Origin of the sequence: Salibacterium lacus (assembly GCF_042684865.1) — a bacterium.
GTDB lineage: Bacteria > Bacillota > Bacilli > Bacillales > Marinococcaceae > Salibacterium > Salibacterium lacus.
Genome location: NZ_JBHUML010000003.1, coordinates 242,806 through 258,888 on the forward strand (window position 1 = coordinate 242,806; position 16,083 = coordinate 258,888).

The window sequence follows — 16,083 nt, forward strand, 5'->3', positions numbered from 1 at the left end:
TCCCGTTTCACCCCATTTATTTCCCTCCGGGGATGTTATAATAAACCTTAAAGCTTAGGAAAGGAGAGACAGCTATGGCGGCGGGCGAGCATAAACAGGAAGCACCAAGTCAGGTACGATGCATGATCATCACCGTCTCGGACACAAGGAAAGCAGCACAGGATAAGAGCGGAAAGTTTATACAGGAACGACTGGAAGCAAAAGGACATCTTGTATCTGACTACAGAATTATCAAAGACGATTACAACCGCATCCAATCTCTTCTTCACAAAGCCGGGTCCGATGTGACTGTTGATGCTGTTCTTCTGAACGGAGGAACAGGAATGGCAAAACGGGATACCACCTGTGAAGCCGTTCATACCCTCCTGGATAAAGAAATGCCGGGATTTGGAGAATTGTTCCGGTATTTAAGTTTTGCTGAAGATATCGGAACAGCAGCTATATTAAGCCGGGCTGTGGCAGGGGTTTACAAGGACACCGCCGTTTTCTCCATGCCGGGGTCCTCCGGCGCTGTCAAGCTGGCGCTGAACCGGCTGATCCTGCCGGAACTCGGACATGTTATCCGGGAAATCCAGAAAGACCTCTAAGTCGGCTGACCGGATACGGACTTACTTGACGCATCAGTGTCCGTATCCGAAAGCATGACAGACAGTTTCCGCTGCACCGCACTCTCTTCTGTCTAAAATCAGGACATAGTAGACATATTAAAAAGGGAGGTGTCTCTTTTCCGACACTCTCCCCTGTCATCATCGATGAATCTTACGCTTTTGGCCAGGCCCGTCTTTCCGCATACTCCATGCACATTTTGCAGACCGGGACTTTTTTTCCGCTCGAAGGAGCAATATACTGACGCGGCTTATATCCGCGGATTTTCTTTTTGCAGATTCCGCACGTTTTTCCAAACAACATCGTATCTTCTCCTTTTTTTGTCTTCTCTCCATCATAATACATATATCCGGCATTTTTAACTATTCCGCTTCTCTCCCCGTCCCTGCCGCTATTTCTGCCAGCTATCTGCCGACCTCGTCTCCAGCTTGCCCGGTGTTTCATTTTGCAAATTATCATCGTACAAACATTGAACGACGAAACCCCTTACATTAGAAGTGGAATCGGTATATTATTAGAATACAGCCAGCGAAAAGTTTCAAATTGCAATATTGAATGCTGCAAAAAGGAGGGACGGTGATGGTTCTCGATAAACGAAGGATATCCCTGCTTCATTATCTTTATCAACAAAACGGCAGTATAGGGATGGAACAGCTCAAAAAACAGCTCGGAGTCTCCCAGCGGACGATTTATTATGACATGGATCAAATCAACGGATGGCTCGAACAGGAGCAGCTGGACCCGATTCAAAAACCTTACGGCAAAGGTTTTTTTCTGACAAAAGAAACCGTCGAGGCTCTCCCTGAAAAATTGACGCTGCAGGATGAATGGGATTACCGCTTTTCACCCGAAGAACGCATCAATCTGACGACGTTGACGTTATTGACGCAGCATAAGCCGTCCTCCGTCCAGGAATTAAAGGATAATGTCCAGGTCAGCCGGGGCACCATCTTCCGCGACCTTCAGCGGATAAACAAGGACATGGAAGCAAGAGGCCTGGCTCTTATTTATGAAGATACGGGTTATCTCGTCCGGGGACTGGAAAAACAGAAAAGACAGGTAATCAGTGATACGATAACCTATCTTCTCACAGACAACAACAACGAGCATATGAAGCAGAAATTAAACAGCATGCTTCACCCTGCCGCACCTGCTGCGCAGACAAACCTCTTTTCGATGATTCAGGATGAAATTGCGGCGTTGGAAGATGTGCTGCACGTATCCTTCACTGAGGACATGTCCCAGCTTCTCGTGCTGCAGATCATGATCGCCGTCCAGAGAAAATCCCATGATCTTTCCCTGGCTGTTGATGAAGCAGAAAAAAAGATTCTCGAAAGTACTCGTGCGTTTGAAGCTGCCAGGCAGTTAAATGACCGCCTCCGCGGGAAAGGTTTCCACCCGCTTCCCGAGCAGGAAGTCTATCTATTGACCATTCAAATCCTTGGTTCGAGGGTCCATTACGATCCGAGAACCGGTTCAAATATGAAGGCAATGGAACAGCTCCGCATGGTGATCAAAAAAATCGTGGATGATTTCCAGGTGACAGCCTGTATCATTTTCGAAGAAAGAAAGCAGCTTGAAGATAATTTGTTTGTACATTTGAAACCAACGTATTACCGGTTGAAATACGACCTTTCATTAAACAACCAATACTATCAGGATATTCAGACGCATTATCCGGACATCTATGATTTAACGAAACGTTCCCTGTCCCATTTGGAATCTTTTATTGGAAAAATCATACCCAAAGAGGAAATTGCCTATATTGCCATGCACTTCGGCGGCTGGCTGCGCCGGGAAAATCAGACCAGCGTCAAAAAATACCGCGGAGTGGTTGTGTGCGAAAACGGTATCGCGGCTTCCGGAATGGTAAGAGCACAGGTGGAATCCCTTCTTCCGGAAATTATGATCACAGATACGCTATCTATTAAAGACTACAATAATCAGCCGGTGGAAGCCGATATTATTTTTTCGACTTCGTTTATTAAACAAAAACAGACACCAATCATCTATCTGCCTACCATTTTGAATGATACGGACAGAGAATCGGTTGTCTACAGATCGCGCAGGCTGCTGAAGCCGGACGCTTCGGGATTCCACAATATTGAAGGTCTGATGAACATCATCGATCACCATGCTGCAATCTATGATAAAGAAACACTTCAGGAGAAACTTGAGACCTTTTTATCAAGTCAACATGCGTTCAAGAAGGAGACGTACAAACCTATGCTGGATGAATTATTAACCAAAGAGACAATTCAGTTTGAGCAGGAGGTGACAGACTGGGAACAAGCTGTGCGTACTGCTGCGGCCCCGCTTTTACAGCTGGAGCATATCCAGCAGAACTACGTAGAAGCCATGGTTGACAATATCCGGGCAAACGGCCCGTATGTTGTTATTGCCCCTCATATCGCACTGCCTCACGCCAGACCTGAAGAGGGGGTGGATAAACTTGGCATGAGCCTGCTTCACTTAAAAAAACCGGTTTTCTTTTCCGATCAGGATAAACACAAAGCAAGCCTTGTGATTGTACTCGCAGCTGTCGACAATGAAACCCATTTACAGGCTCTGGCCCAGCTGACGGAAATGCTGTCGAACCCCGGTAATACTGAACAGCTCCTGCAGGCAGAAAAAACAGAAGATATTCTGAAGCTCGTCACCCATTATTCATTACAAGGAGGAGAATAATATGAAAAAGATTTTAGTTGTATGCGGAAATGGACTGGGAAGCTCGATGATGGTGGAGATGAATGTGAACAGTATACTAAAAGACATGAATGTAGAAGCAGACGTCTCCCACACCGATTTAACAACAGCCAAAACGGAGCGCGCCGACCTTTTCATCGGCTCGGAGGATATTCTCGGCACCATTGATGACGGAAGCCGCAACATTGCGCTCTTGAACAACCTGCTTGATAAAGAAGAATTACGCCGGGTGCTCGAAGAAAGATTATAAGTGGCGCCATAAAGGAAAAAGGGGGATTATAAATGGTTGATTTATTAATGAATGACATTCTGGGAACACCCGAGATTCTGGTCGGTTTGTTCGCTCTTATTGGTCTTCTTATTCAAAGGAAAATGTTTTCGGATGTCATTTCCGGAACGCTGAAAACAGTTCTTGGTTTTGTCATTTTAGGGGCCGGCGCCTCGGTCATTCAAGGTTCACTGGGTCAGTTCAGCAGCATGTTCAATCATGCGTTCAACGTAGACGGCGTGATTCCGAATAATGAAGCGATTGTCGCTGTCGCACAGGATACTTTCGGTACGGAAACAGCGATGATTATGCTTTTCGGTATGATTACCAATATTATTTTAGCACGTGTAACGCCTTTTAAATTTATCTTTTTGACCGGGCATCATATTATGTTTATGGCTTGTTTAATTGCCGTTATCCTGACAACAGCAGGCATGTCCAGCATACCTATGATTATTCTGGGCGCTGTCATTCTCGGATCGCTGATGGTATTGTTCCCGGCTCTACTGCAGCCTTACACAAGAGAAATCACGAAATCGGATGATTTCGCTGTCGGCCATTTCGGATCTGCGGGCTATTTTGTGGCCGGCTTCATCGGTAAGAGAATTGGGAACAAGTCCAAATCCACCGAAGAAATCAATGTTCCAAAATCACTCGGCTTCCTGCGGGACACCTCAGTCGCCGTTTCACTAACGATGGTTATTTTGTTCCTTGTTGTCGGCGGGTTTGCCGGAAGTTCATTTATTGAAAGTGAATTGAGCGGCGGACAGAACTTTCTCGTGTTTTCCTTTATGCAGGGTCTGACATTTGCCGCCGGTGTCTACATTATTCTTGCCGGTGTACGTATGATTCTCGGGGAAATCGTCCCTGCCTTCAAAGGGATTGCTGATAAAGTGGTGCCTAATGCCAAACCGGCTCTGGATGCTCCGACAGTATTCCCATTTGCCAATAATGCCGTCATTCTTGGCTTTATGGTAAGTTTTCTGGCTGGTTTGATCAGCATGTTTCTGCTGCCGGTTTTCAGTCTCGCCGTAATTGTACCCGGATTGGTTCCGCACTTCTTCACCGGGGCGGCCGCCGGAGTGTTTGGAAATGCCACAGGCGGACGAGTCGGAGCCATTGTCGGTGCAGCAGCCAACGGTGTCATGATCAGCTTTCTGCCGGCTCTTTTACTTCCCGTTCTTGGGACACTTGGATTTGAAAGTACGACGTTCGGGGATGCCGATTTCGGAGTTGTCGGTCTGATTCTTGGAAATATAAGCAATATTGTGTCATCAAATCTTTTATTCGCTGTTATTGTCTTACTGCTTCTTGCCCTCTGCTTTGCGGTCGGCTGGAGATCTTACAGGAAGCACGAAACCGACGCATCGTAAATACAGGTACAAAGCGCTTCCGATTATCATTCAAGATAACCGGGAGCGTTTTTTATAAAATGATTCATGCCGGGTTTCTGCAGCGGTGTTCACTAAAAGCCGGATACGAAGAAATAGTGTCCGCAGGACGGGGGTTCATGGATACTATGACGCTGAATCCGGGAGATAGTGGGTGCCGGCGTAGATTCGGAACCACTAATCACTTGTGTGACTACCCTAGTGTCCACAAGAACGGAATTTGCAACCACTACATCAGCGTAGTCTGTATTTAGTGTCCACCGACGGTACGGTGCCGGTTGACGCCCCGCCCAAGACGTTCGGGGACAGCCGGGAAACATATCCTTTCTGCGCCAAATCTTCTATCCGTTAATCACCTCCGCCGCTCGCCGGACAGCCCGCACAATTCCCGTGTATCCCGTGCACCGGCAGAGATTGCCGGATAATCCTTCCGCTATCTCGTCATCGGTAGGATAAGGATGATTCTTCAACAGAGCCTCAACAGCCATAATCATACCGGGGGTGCAGTAGCCGCACTGAAAACCTCCCTCCTCCAGAAAAGCCTGCTGCACGGGGGTTAACTGTTCTTCGCCTGTCATTCCTTCTATCGTCGTAATCTTTTTTCCTTCTGTCTGATACGCCATAACCAGGCAGGAAGGGACCAGTTCATCATCCATCCATACAGCACAAGCGCCGCAGCGTCCGATGCCGCATGATTGTTTTGTACCAGTAAGCTCCAGTGTATCACGGAGCATATCGACCAGCCGGGCGGATGGATCAGTCGTTACCTGGACCAGACGGCCGTTAACCGTAACAGAAAGAATCGTATGCTCTTTATTGTGCCGGGCGCTTACGTTTACATCCATGGGTGCAGCCCCCTCTTTGTAATATGGTCCAGCACACGCTCCGGATGGATGGGCAGACGGTCAACCCATAAACCGACGGCGTCGTGCACAGCTTTCGCTATTGCCGGCGCAACAGCAACCGTACCGATTTCTCCAACTCCTCTCGGTCCGTACTCATCGCTTTCATGTAACGTCTCTACCGGATAAACCCCCAAGTCGAAAGGAACATCGGATATTCCCGGGATCATATACGTGTCCAGATTTTCATTCACGTACCGGCCTTCTTTCATTTCTGCCTCTTCCATCAGGGCATAGCCGGCTGCCATCACGCCCCCGCCTTCAATCTGTCCTTTATAGCCGATTTCGTTCACGACCGGTCCGGCGGATACAGCCTGATTTAATCCTTGAAGAGATACCTGTCCGGTCCTGATGTCCACTTCCACCTCCGCCCGTACCGCGGCAAACGTGTATAGATAATGACTGCCATCCACATCATCCGGTGTGACTGGAAAATCAAAGAACGTCGTCGTTTCCAGCTCTTCTTCGAGGTGACCGGCCAGTTCTTCATACGATAGGACCATGATGGTTCCGGAAAAAATGCCCCCTTCTCCTAAAACAAGGTTCTGCTGCTGTGCCCCCGTGACCTTCGAGGCCTTTTCCAAAACACTTTGTCGAAAGTCTCCCTGCATACGCTGCACGGCCTGCCATACCATACTCGTTCCGCGCGAAGCTGTGGTTGAGCCGGTGGGAGGCACTTTCGTCGTGTCTCCGATCCGTATTCTTATATCCTCCTCTCCACAGCCAAGCGTTTCACATACAACCGTTTCAATGACCCCGAGAATCCCCTGCCCGAATTCCTCAAAGCCGAAAGAGATTTCTATTTTTCCGTCCTTTGTAAACAAGAAACGGCCTCCGGATGGATCAAGACGCCCGGATCCAAGTCCGCCTCCATGCATGGTGACAGCGATTCCCGCCCCGGTCATTTTCCAGGGTTTGGGAGCAGAAGCAGTTAGGGGATTTTCTTCAAGTGTCTTCAAAACATCAACCGCTCCGTCTGTCGGAGCAATCGTCTGACCGAGAGGACCCGGGTCGTGTGTGCTGCGCAGGTTGCTGTGCCGCAATGCAGCAGGAGATAGATGCAGCTTTTCAGCAAGCCGGTCCATCTGCCCTTCAAGAGCGAATGTAATCTGATTTCCGCCGAAACCCCGGAATTCACCGGCAACGCCGTTATTGGTAAATACCGACAACCCCTGAATATCAACAGCCGGTATCCGGTAAGGACCACAAGCGTGTTCGACTGCAAAATCAAGAATGGCCGGTCCAAGAGTGGCGTAGGCTCCTGTATCAGCAGTGATTTCCACCTCATGGGCCATCAGCTTCCCCTGATTATCCGCCCCTGTCTTCATCCTGATTTTCATCGGATGCCGTTTAATACTGGATTGAACCGACTCTGCCCTCGTTTGGTGAATGTGGACGGGGCACCCGCTTTTCATAGCAAGCAGGGCCGCATACGGCTGAACATTCAGCTCGTCTTTCCCGCCGAACGAACCACCCATCGGACTGGACACAATCCGGATACGTTCTTCCTCCAACCCGAGAATACGGGAGAGCTGAAAACGGTCCTTAAAGCCGTGCTGCGTGCCCATATAGACCGAAATTCCACCGTCCTCTTCCGGAACAACGACGCCTCCCTCGGTTTCCATATAGGTATGCATCTGCCGGGAAACATCGTACGTCTCTTCCACAACAGCGCTGCACTGATCAAACCCGCTGTCGAGGCACCCTTGCCTGAATTGTTTACGGTGAAGAATATTGCCCTCCGGATGGAGAAGGGGCGCGTCTTCCTCCAGACTTTTGGATGGGGCATCCATGATCGGGAGAGGATCATAAGTAACTTCAATGGATGCAATAGCTGCCTCCGCCTCTTCGATAGTATCTGCGGCTACCGCAGCTACGGCGTCCCCTGTATACCGGACGGTGCCCCCGCACAGTACCGGCTGGTCCGGCATCACAATACCAAAACCATTGAATGCCGGCACATCCTTATGCGTGATAACTGCCTTTACCCCCGGAAGGGATTCCGCCTTTTCTGTATAAATTCCGGTGATGCGGGCATGCGGGTATTCACTTCGTTTTATTTTGCCATACAGCATGCCATCCACGTGCAGATCCGTTAAATATTTCAGACGGCCTGTGATTTTTGGTTCACCATCAGGGCGCGTCCGCCTGCCTGGTTTCATTCCAGGTGTCTTGGTGTCAGGCATCTTCCACCCTCCCTTTTACCAGGCTCTGTTCCATGTTTTCGTAGAGATAAGATAGAATCATGTACGCCGCGGCTTTTTGTTTATAACTTCCTGAACAATAGGGATCCCCGGAAGGATGAAAGGACGCGGCCAACGTCTCATGCAGGTTCCGCAGCTTGTTCGTGGACAACATTTCTCCCCGCAGGGTGTCCTCGGCCTCTGTCAAACGCTGCGGCAGAACATTTCCTCCCCCCGCTGCCAGCCGTACGCCTGCCACCTTCTCTTCCTCATCCAACATGAGACGGCCCGCTGCATTAATCACAGACAACGAGAAAGCTTCCCGGCGGCCGGTTTTTTTAAAGAAAGAAATCATGCGTTCTCCATCTGTTGGAAAGGGAATCTTTATGCCGCTCAGCAGGTCCGGGGTGTTTTCTCCTTTGTTTACAAACGAAAGAAGCGGGAGCGATTGAAGTCCACTGTTGTCAAAAAAGGAAACAGAGGCGTCGAGTACGAGCAGCGCAGGAAGCGTATCTCCTTTTCCATACATAATATTGCCGCCGATCGTGCCCCGGTTTCTCACCGCCGGAGCGGCAGCAGACATCAATGCCTCTACCAAGCAGGGTGCATGCTGCTGCAGCAGCGGACTCCGGCGGCATGCTTCAAGCGTCGTCAGCGGACCGATTTCAAGATAGTCTCCGCGGATGGTTATCCCTTTTAAACCCTCAATCGTTTCAAGGCTGATTAACACTGGAGGGTACGGGTGTCCCTGTCCGCGCTGCATCTGTATGACCGTGCCTCCGGCGATGTAGGAAGCATCCACCCCGTTTTCCTGCTTTTTTTCCCATGCTTCTTCAAGCGTCCGCGGAAAACGGATGAGCGGTGTGTCTACGTGGGAAACGGAACCGGCATATCGTTCAGCAGCCATTCATATTCCTCCTTTGTGTCCACGTCATAAAAAGCTTTTTCTTCCTGAAACGAAACGGTAATCCCTGCGCAGGAAGGAAGAGACCGGAGAAGCTGACGAGCTCCTTTATCCCCTCGGATCTGCTTCAATGAGGGAAAAAGTCTCTGTGAGAAAATGACCGGCGGACGTATTTTCCCGTCAAAGGATGAAGCGGTAAAAGCCGGCTGGCTTCGGATATGCTGATGGATCAATTCATCGATCCACGTTGAAGGGAGAAAAGGCTGATCACCGAGCAGTATCATTACCGCTTCTGCGTTTCTATCTTCTGCTGCCTGCACCCCGCTTCGAAGCGAATACGACTGTCCCCGTTCTGCAAACCGGCTTCGAACTAATTCCCATTTTTTCTTATCTGCCGGATGTTCAGAGATGAGCCATTCCAGCGGATCGAATGTCTGGGCGACGACAAGGGTCTGCTGCAGGGAAGAACGGGCAGCTGCCCTGAGGCTCATACTCCCGACCGTGGAAGTTCCCAGAGGAAGAGCCAGTTTGTTCCGGCCCATGCGTCTGCTGTTTCCGGCAGCGAGAAGAATGCCGGTGACGTGCTCTTCTTTCATACCGTCATCACTTCCGATCCGGAGGGAAGGGACTTAAAACGCTCAATCAACTCCGCCGTTATACTGACTGCAATCTCATGAGGTCCTTCCGCTGCAATCGAGAGCCCGACAGGAGTTCTTACGTCCTCGGGAACACTATCCTCTTCCAGCAGCAAAGACGTCCGTCTGCGGGAACCAAGCACTCCAAGGTAGGAAAGCTGTTTCTTTCGAAGATACGGGAGAAGCTCCTTATCCCGTTTGAAGTCATGAGTCATGACAACGGCAAAGTCTCCTCTTTTTATATCAAGTTCCTTTTTCATATCCTCCGGAAAACCGGTGAAGAGGTCATAAGCATCCGGAAATCGTATCCTGGTGCATTTGGCAGGACGCCAGTCAGCCACGGTTACATCAAAACCGGAGAAGGCAGCCAGATGAACAAGCGGGCACGCGTCGTCTCCCGCACCGAATACAAACAACCGCGGCCTGGGAGAAAAAAGATGGACATATAACGCTTCCTCCCCCTCTGCACCTTCCCGGTTCTGCATCCCGCTCCGTGCAGAATTGATCCATGAAGGGGCCGGCCCGTTCCATCCGCCGAATACAGAGCCTCTGCACTCAAAAAGCGTCGCGGCGCAACCGGCATCCGCCGGGAGCTGTTTCACCATGAGAACGGCATTACCGGCTTTCAGATGTTCTTTCATTGTCATCAAATCGTGGTACAATCTGCTTTTCACTGGTTCAAGCAATACCTGGATCACTCCGTCACATCCTGTTCCCTGCCCCCAGGAAAGGTCATCAAACCCTCTCATGTCGTACGTGATAACGCTTGAACCACCTGTCCACACTTCTTCAAGACGGGCATGGATATCTTCTTCGAAGCACCCTCCGCTGAGAAGTCCGGTCTGCCCCCCGTCCTCCTGCACGAGCATCGTTGTTCCTTCTTTCCGGTATGCAGAGCCTTCCACATGGACGATGGTTGCAAGTACAGAGCGAACCGTTTGTTTCTCCAACACTTCCAGTACCGCATGTATATCTTCCATACCTCATTCCTCCTGCATTAAATGAGCGGTCCGGTGAACCAAACGCGAAACGGCTTCATCGGCATCCTGCAGCACACGGCGCTTATCCATCGTTTTCATGATACGATTTTCCATGACCAACCGCCCGTCAATGATTGTCGTATCAACATCCGCCGCCGAAGCCGAGTAAACGATTCTGGAAATCGGGTCTACCGTCTGAGAAGGGTAACTATGAAACTGCTGCAGATCCAAAAGAATCATGTCGGCCTTTTTTCCTTCTTCCAGACTGCCTGTTTCATGCTGGAGCCCGAGTGCTTCTGCTCCTTGAATGGTTGCCATTTTCAACACCTCAAGAGCCGGAACAGCCGAAGGTCCGTGAAAAGGTTTGGGCAGCAGCGCGGCAAGCTTCATTTCCTGAAACATATCCATCGTATTGTTGCACGGCGCTCCATCCGCTCCCAGACTGATAGCAGCCCCAATGTCATGTAAGCCATGGACATCAGCCACCCCGGAAGCCAGTTTAAGATTGGACCCCGGACAGTGCGTCATTTTCACCCCTTTTTCCCGGATAATATGTTTTTCCCAGTCGTTCAGCCAGATGCAGTGCGCAAGAACAAGCCGCTCGCTGGCAAGACCGATATGGTCGAGGTATTCCACGTTTCGCATTCCGTGCCGCTGCTCTACGATATTGACTTCCCCCTGGTTTTCAGAGGCGTGGGTATGCACCAGTACATCATAGTCTTTGGATAAATCCCGGACGTTTTTTAATAACGTTTCCGTGCAGGAGACAACAAACCGCGGACAGAATGCATACTGTATCCGGTTATTGTCATACCCGTGCCACGTTTCAAGCAGACGAATGCTCTCTGCAATGGAAACGTCGGTTTTTTCCAGAAGATCCGGAGGAAGTTCATCCCCGATGTCCATCATAACTTTTCCGGACAGTGCACGGATTCCGGTTTCAGCCATCGCCTCAAACGCAGCATCCGTGTGGTGGACGGTTTCCATGTCCATAATGGTCGTCGTGCCGCCCTGTATCAGTTCTCCAATTCCAAGCTTTGCTGAATGGTAGAGGGAATCGTGATCATGAGCCGCTTCAAGCGGCCATATTCTCTGCTTCAGCCAATCCATCAGTTCCATATCGTCGGCCTGGCCGCGGAAGAGCGTCTGGCACAAGTGGGTATGCGTCTGAATAAATCCGGGGAGTACTGTTTTTCCTTCGGCCTCAATGATTTTAGTGTCCGGTTCCACTTCACCCAGTAAATGCTTCCCTATTTTTACGATACGGTCGTTTTTGATCCAGATATCTCCGTACCGGATCTCCATTTTTTCGTTCATCGTGACCATTTCGGCCTGTCGTATCAGTATGGCTGTCATTCTTTTTCTCTCCTTTTCCGGTTAAAAAAACGGAGAAAGGTTTATAGCCTTTCATGACTACCCCCTCTCTCCGGTTCCTTCCAGCCTCTTCGGACCGGTATCAAACGAGCGTTTTTCTGCTCCACCGAACATCAATGGCGGAAAAACTGTACCGTTATCTTTTGTTACGTCTTATCATATAAAACTTTTCTGAAACCTGTCATGGATGTTGTCAGATTATTTCCGCTTCTTTTTTCCAAATGAACAATTCATTACTCTGATAAATACTCCGTTGTAAATACCTCTTTGGCATCGACCTGTTCATCCAGAAGGTCAAGCTCATACAGCTGATCGATAAGTTCCTGCCAGCGCTCCGGGGTCATATGACCCACTCCATTCTCTTCTGCTGCACCGCCGTAGACGAAATCATGCTGCTGTTCACTTTCGAATTTCAACTCTTCGGGCGCAATGTTCTCATTTGCTTCGTGGATGACTTCATTAACTTCTTCGTAGTTCTCTTCATAATGATTCCAGCCGGGACGGTAGGCATTCATGAATTTTTCCACTTTTGCTTCATTGTTCTCCAGATAGTCCTTCGTTACAAACAGTACAACGTTGTAAGGGTCATATCCGGCTTCAGAAATAAGAGTGGTTTCCACGTCCACTCCTTCCCTCTGCATAAAGTAAGGTTCTGAGGTGACAAACGACTGGCTGACAGATTGTGGTTCACTCATAAACTGCGTATACTCCCCGGTATACGTTAATTGTTCCACACCGCTTAAGTCATATTGGCTCTTTAGGTACTCCCAGTAAGGAATACCCGCTTCTACAAATACCTTCCGTCCGTTGAGGTCTTCAAAACCGTCCATCCCAGCTTCCTCATGATACATAAATGCCTGGGGGCTGTTCTGGAGGGAAGCCGCCAGCGCAACGAGTTCCATTCCTTGATTCCTTGCCATAAGAAGCTGGTCGGCGTGAGCAAGGCCGAATTCAGCATCCCCGGCAGCTACCATCTGGAGCGTCGATACTTCCGGGCCTCCCGGCTGAATCTCCACGTTAAGACCATTATCTTCGAAGTACCCTTCAGACTGGGCGGCAAAAAAGCCTCCCATCTGACTTTTTGGGAACCAGTTCAATACTAGTGTGGCATCTTCTGTCTCTTCCGTTCCTTCTGATTCCGCTCCTGCCGTACCGCTTTCTCCGGATTCTCCCCCGCCGCACGCTGCAAGCCCCAGGATTGCAGCAAACGCTGCCGGCAGCCACTTCACATTAGACCATGTTTGCATTTTTCCCATATATATCCCTCTTTTCTTTCGTGAAATGATTATTTTTTCATAGCCGATTCATGCCACGACCCCAGAATTTTGTTCGAAAGCAGGCTGATCATGAGATAAAACGTGATCCCAAGCATGGCTCCGGCAATAGCACACGCAAAGATAAAGGCGGTGTTCACCTGAATGGCAGAAACAGTGATCGCATAGCCAAGTCCGCCTTCACCGCCGCCTACTCCCGCTACATATTCCCCGACAATCGCTCCGACAATGGATAAGGTGCAGGAGACTTTAAGTCCTGCCATAATAAACGGCATCGCCGAAGGCAGCCGGAGTTTCCACATTTTCTGCCACTTGGAGGCATTATACAGGGAAAATAAATCGTCTTTTTCCTTATCCACCGAATTCAGTCCCATCAAAGTATTAGAAATAACAGGAAAGAAACCAATCAAAAATGACACAACAACGATAGAGTTAAATCCGGCACCGAACCATATGACAATGATCGGAGCAACGGCTACGACAGGCAGTGTCTGCAAAATGATAGCGTATGGATAGATACTTCGTTCAATAATTTTGGAACTTGCCAGTGTAATCGATACTACAATGCCAATCACTGCGCTTAGTAAAAATCCGATGACAGACTCAAGTACGGTAATCTGTACCGCTTCCCACAGCAGGGCTCCGTCACTGACCGCAGCTGAAACGACATCCGTCGGCTTGGGGAAAATGTAATGCGGCATCCCGAGCAGTGCCGGCACAACCTGCCACAGAGCAACAAATAAAATAAACGCAACAAGCGGCCCAAGCACATAATGCTTGAACGTATCCATCGCCGGCTTCGTTCTCTTTTCTTTTTCTGCTTTCGCTAACAAATCTTTTCCGGCTGCTTCAGCAGGTGTCATGCTCATGATGCACCCTCCCTTTCATCCAGACTGTTCTCCAGCTGATCCGAGGCCTTTTTGACGTAAGCGGAAAACAACTCGTCCGTTCTCGTGATGGAATGCCGCGGGCGCGGAAGATCCACATTTATCACGGAGGACAGACGTCCGGGTCCGGCGGACATAACGGCGATGGTGGTGGATAAGTAAACCGCCTCAAAGACATTGTGGGTGACAAACAGAATCGTCGTTTTTTCTTTTTCCCAAATTTCCAACAATTCGAGCTGCAGACGCTGCCGGGTCATTTCATCGAGTGCCGCGAACGGTTCATCCATTAACAGCAGCTTCGGCTTTGCCGCCAGGGCTCTCGCGATGGAGACCCTCATTTTCATTCCTCCGGAGAGTTCTCTTGGATACACCTTCATGTACTTTTTCAAGCCGACCATATCCAGAACCCGGGCTGCTTCTTCTCTTGCTTCTTTTTTGGGTACACCCCGGAGTTCCAGGGGAAGAATGACATTGTCCAGCACTTTCCGCCACGGAAGAAGATTCGGCTCCTGGAACACAAAAGCAATATCATTCGTGTTTTGGATTGTTTCTTCAGGGGATCGGTCAAATACTTTCACCCCGCCCATGCTTGGTTCTTCCAGACCTGCTGCCATCCGCAGGGCAGTAGACTTCCCGCACCCTGACGGCCCCAGGAATGTAATGAATTCTCCCTCTTCAATAGTTAAGTCCAAACGATCCAGCGCTGCCGTTCCGTTTTGAAACACTTTACTCAATTGGCTGAAAGTGACGGACTCTCCGGCTTTCGTTTCCATCATCATTCTCCTTCCTCCAACCACCTTTTTAAGCCCGGTATCGGCTTGGTGCTTCTTAAATGGATAATTATATCTTACGGCCTCCTCCTTAGAACGTCATTGTATACAATGTCTAAACAGATTGGGTTTTTTTATGAAATACATCCAGAAAAAAAGAGACAGATGTTTATGTATCACTTTTCATAACGATCTGCGGCTTCGTTGTAGAATCGCTCTATGACAGAGGATTCAGCATTTTTCTTCCCTGCTGCTTCCTTTTTATGACGGTCCTGTCTATCCCTTGTCTCTCACGTGAGAATAGTTCACATAGAAAATTCATAAAAAAACCAGCACCCCTTTATGGAGTGCCGGCGGCAGCCGTCATTATTTTTCTTTTAATGCTTCTCTCGGAAAATCCGGGACGAGACCTTCGTCAGCGGCCCGTTCCAGAAAGGCACGGACTGCGGCCCATCCGTCTTCTCCAAGATCTCTTGTAAAAGAGTTCACGTATAAATCGATATGCTGCTGCGCCACCTCGGGCGCCATCTCCTGAGAGTGTTCCATAACATATTCGCTGGAGTCTTCGGGACGCGCCCAGGCGTGATCGACCGATTCGCGGATCCAATTCTCTACCTTTTCGTGATCGACAGAACGCCGGGCAATGATGGCACCAAGCGGGATCGGCAGACCGGTGTCGGCTTCCCACCATTCTCCGAGATCCTGCAGCATATGCAGGCCGTAGGTGTGGTAGGTAAAACGGGCTTCATGAATAACGAGACCTGCATCCACTTCTCCACGCTGAACAGCCGGCATAATATCATCAAACGGCATAATCCGGATGCTGCCGACCACTTCGTTCAGGTTCTGCGCCGTCCAGAGCCGGAACAGCAGATACGCCGTCGAACGGTCACTCGGAACAGCCACCGTCTTCCCTTCCAGAAACCGCGGTTCTTTCTTCTCTTCGTTCGTCAAAACGAGCGGACCGCATCCTCTCCCAAGCGCACCGCCGCAGGAAAGAAGGCGGTAATGATTGAGCACCCAGGGAAGAGCGGCAAAGGATATTTTCATTACTTCCGGTCCTTCCTGATTTGCCGCCCAGTAATTCGTCTGATCGATGTCGGCATAGGTTACATCCACCGGCGGTGCGTCCGGGATGCGGCCGTGAACCAGCGCATGGAATGTAAAGGTATCATTGGGACATGAGGAAAAAGCGATATTCAT

Annotated in this window: 14 protein-coding genes; 4 read left to right on the forward strand and 10 right to left on the reverse strand. The window is 49.6% G+C overall.

The annotated features are described in order from the left end of the window. The first annotated feature begins 74 nt into the window (after positions 1 to 74). The 4 genes from ACFSUB_RS11710 to ACFSUB_RS11725 all read left to right on the forward strand — a co-directional run bounded on the left by ACFSUB_RS11710 (position 75) and on the right by ACFSUB_RS11725 (position 4,953). On the forward strand, positions 75 to 587 hold the full coding sequence (locus tag ACFSUB_RS11710; protein WP_380713438.1) for a MogA/MoaB family molybdenum cofactor biosynthesis protein: 513 nt from the start codon (positions 75 to 77) through the stop codon (positions 585 to 587). Positions 588 to 1,185: 598 nt separating this feature from the next. Then, positions 1,186 to 3,294 carry a BglG family transcription antiterminator gene (locus ACFSUB_RS11715; RefSeq protein WP_380713439.1) on the forward strand — a complete coding sequence of 703 codons (2,109 nt, stop codon included), beginning with the start codon at positions 1,186 to 1,188 and terminating at the stop codon, positions 3,292 to 3,294. A 1-nt stretch (position 3,295) separates the two neighbouring features. After that, positions 3,296 to 3,562: a PTS sugar transporter subunit IIB gene (locus ACFSUB_RS11720; RefSeq protein WP_380713440.1), complete on the forward strand. Its 267-nt coding sequence runs from the start codon at positions 3,296 to 3,298 to the stop codon at positions 3,560 to 3,562. Between the two features lie 32 nt (positions 3,563 to 3,594). Continuing rightward, on the forward strand, positions 3,595 to 4,953 hold the full coding sequence (locus ACFSUB_RS11725) for a PTS ascorbate transporter subunit IIC (RefSeq protein ID WP_380713441.1): 1,359 nt from the start codon (positions 3,595 to 3,597) through the stop codon (positions 4,951 to 4,953). Between the two features lie 359 nt (positions 4,954 to 5,312). Here ACFSUB_RS11725 and ACFSUB_RS11730 read toward each other — a convergent pair whose 3' ends face one another. The 10 genes from ACFSUB_RS11730 to ACFSUB_RS11775 form a co-directional block, all read right to left on the reverse strand. Then, positions 5,313 to 5,816, reverse strand: coding sequence for a (2Fe-2S)-binding protein (locus ACFSUB_RS11730; protein WP_380713442.1), 504 nt, complete (start codon positions 5,814 to 5,816; stop codon positions 5,313 to 5,315). Beyond that, complete coding sequence (gene pucD, locus ACFSUB_RS11735) at positions 5,807 to 8,059, reverse strand: xanthine dehydrogenase subunit D (protein ID WP_380713443.1); 2,253 nt, start codon at positions 8,057 to 8,059, stop codon at positions 5,807 to 5,809. The genes ACFSUB_RS11730 and pucD overlap by 10 nt, the downstream gene beginning before the upstream one ends. Then, positions 8,052 to 8,963, reverse strand: a complete 912-nt coding sequence (locus ACFSUB_RS11740; RefSeq protein WP_380713444.1) for an FAD binding domain-containing protein — start codon at positions 8,961 to 8,963, stop codon at positions 8,052 to 8,054. Before ACFSUB_RS11740 ends, pucD begins: the two co-directional genes overlap by 8 nt. Then, positions 8,924 to 9,556, reverse strand: a complete 633-nt coding sequence (locus ACFSUB_RS11745) for an NTP transferase domain-containing protein (RefSeq protein ID WP_380713445.1) — start codon at positions 9,554 to 9,556, stop codon at positions 8,924 to 8,926. Before ACFSUB_RS11745 ends, ACFSUB_RS11740 begins: the two co-directional genes overlap by 40 nt. Then, positions 9,553 to 10,575, reverse strand: coding sequence for an XdhC family protein (locus tag ACFSUB_RS11750; protein ID WP_380713446.1), 1,023 nt, complete (start codon positions 10,573 to 10,575; stop codon positions 9,553 to 9,555). Before ACFSUB_RS11750 ends, ACFSUB_RS11745 begins: the two co-directional genes overlap by 4 nt. A 3-nt stretch (positions 10,576 to 10,578) precedes the next feature. Beyond that, positions 10,579 to 11,931, reverse strand: coding sequence for a 5'-deoxyadenosine deaminase (locus ACFSUB_RS11755; RefSeq protein ID WP_380713447.1), 1,353 nt, complete (start codon positions 11,929 to 11,931; stop codon positions 10,579 to 10,581). Between the two features lie 251 nt (positions 11,932 to 12,182). Further along, positions 12,183 to 13,205, reverse strand: coding sequence for an ABC transporter substrate-binding protein (locus ACFSUB_RS11760; RefSeq protein WP_380713448.1), 1,023 nt, complete (start codon positions 13,203 to 13,205; stop codon positions 12,183 to 12,185). A 29-nt stretch (positions 13,206 to 13,234) separates the two neighbouring features. Next, complete coding sequence (locus tag ACFSUB_RS11765) at positions 13,235 to 14,092, reverse strand: ABC transporter permease (protein WP_380713449.1); 858 nt, start codon at positions 14,090 to 14,092, stop codon at positions 13,235 to 13,237. Further along, positions 14,089 to 14,889, reverse strand: coding sequence for an ABC transporter ATP-binding protein (locus ACFSUB_RS11770; protein WP_380713450.1), 801 nt, complete (start codon positions 14,887 to 14,889; stop codon positions 14,089 to 14,091). The genes ACFSUB_RS11765 and ACFSUB_RS11770 overlap by 4 nt, the downstream gene beginning before the upstream one ends. Positions 14,890 to 15,246: 357 nt before the next feature. Beyond that, on the reverse strand, positions 15,247 to 16,083 hold the full coding sequence (locus tag ACFSUB_RS11775; protein WP_380713451.1) for a 1,4-dihydroxy-6-naphthoate synthase: 837 nt from the start codon (positions 16,081 to 16,083) through the stop codon (positions 15,247 to 15,249).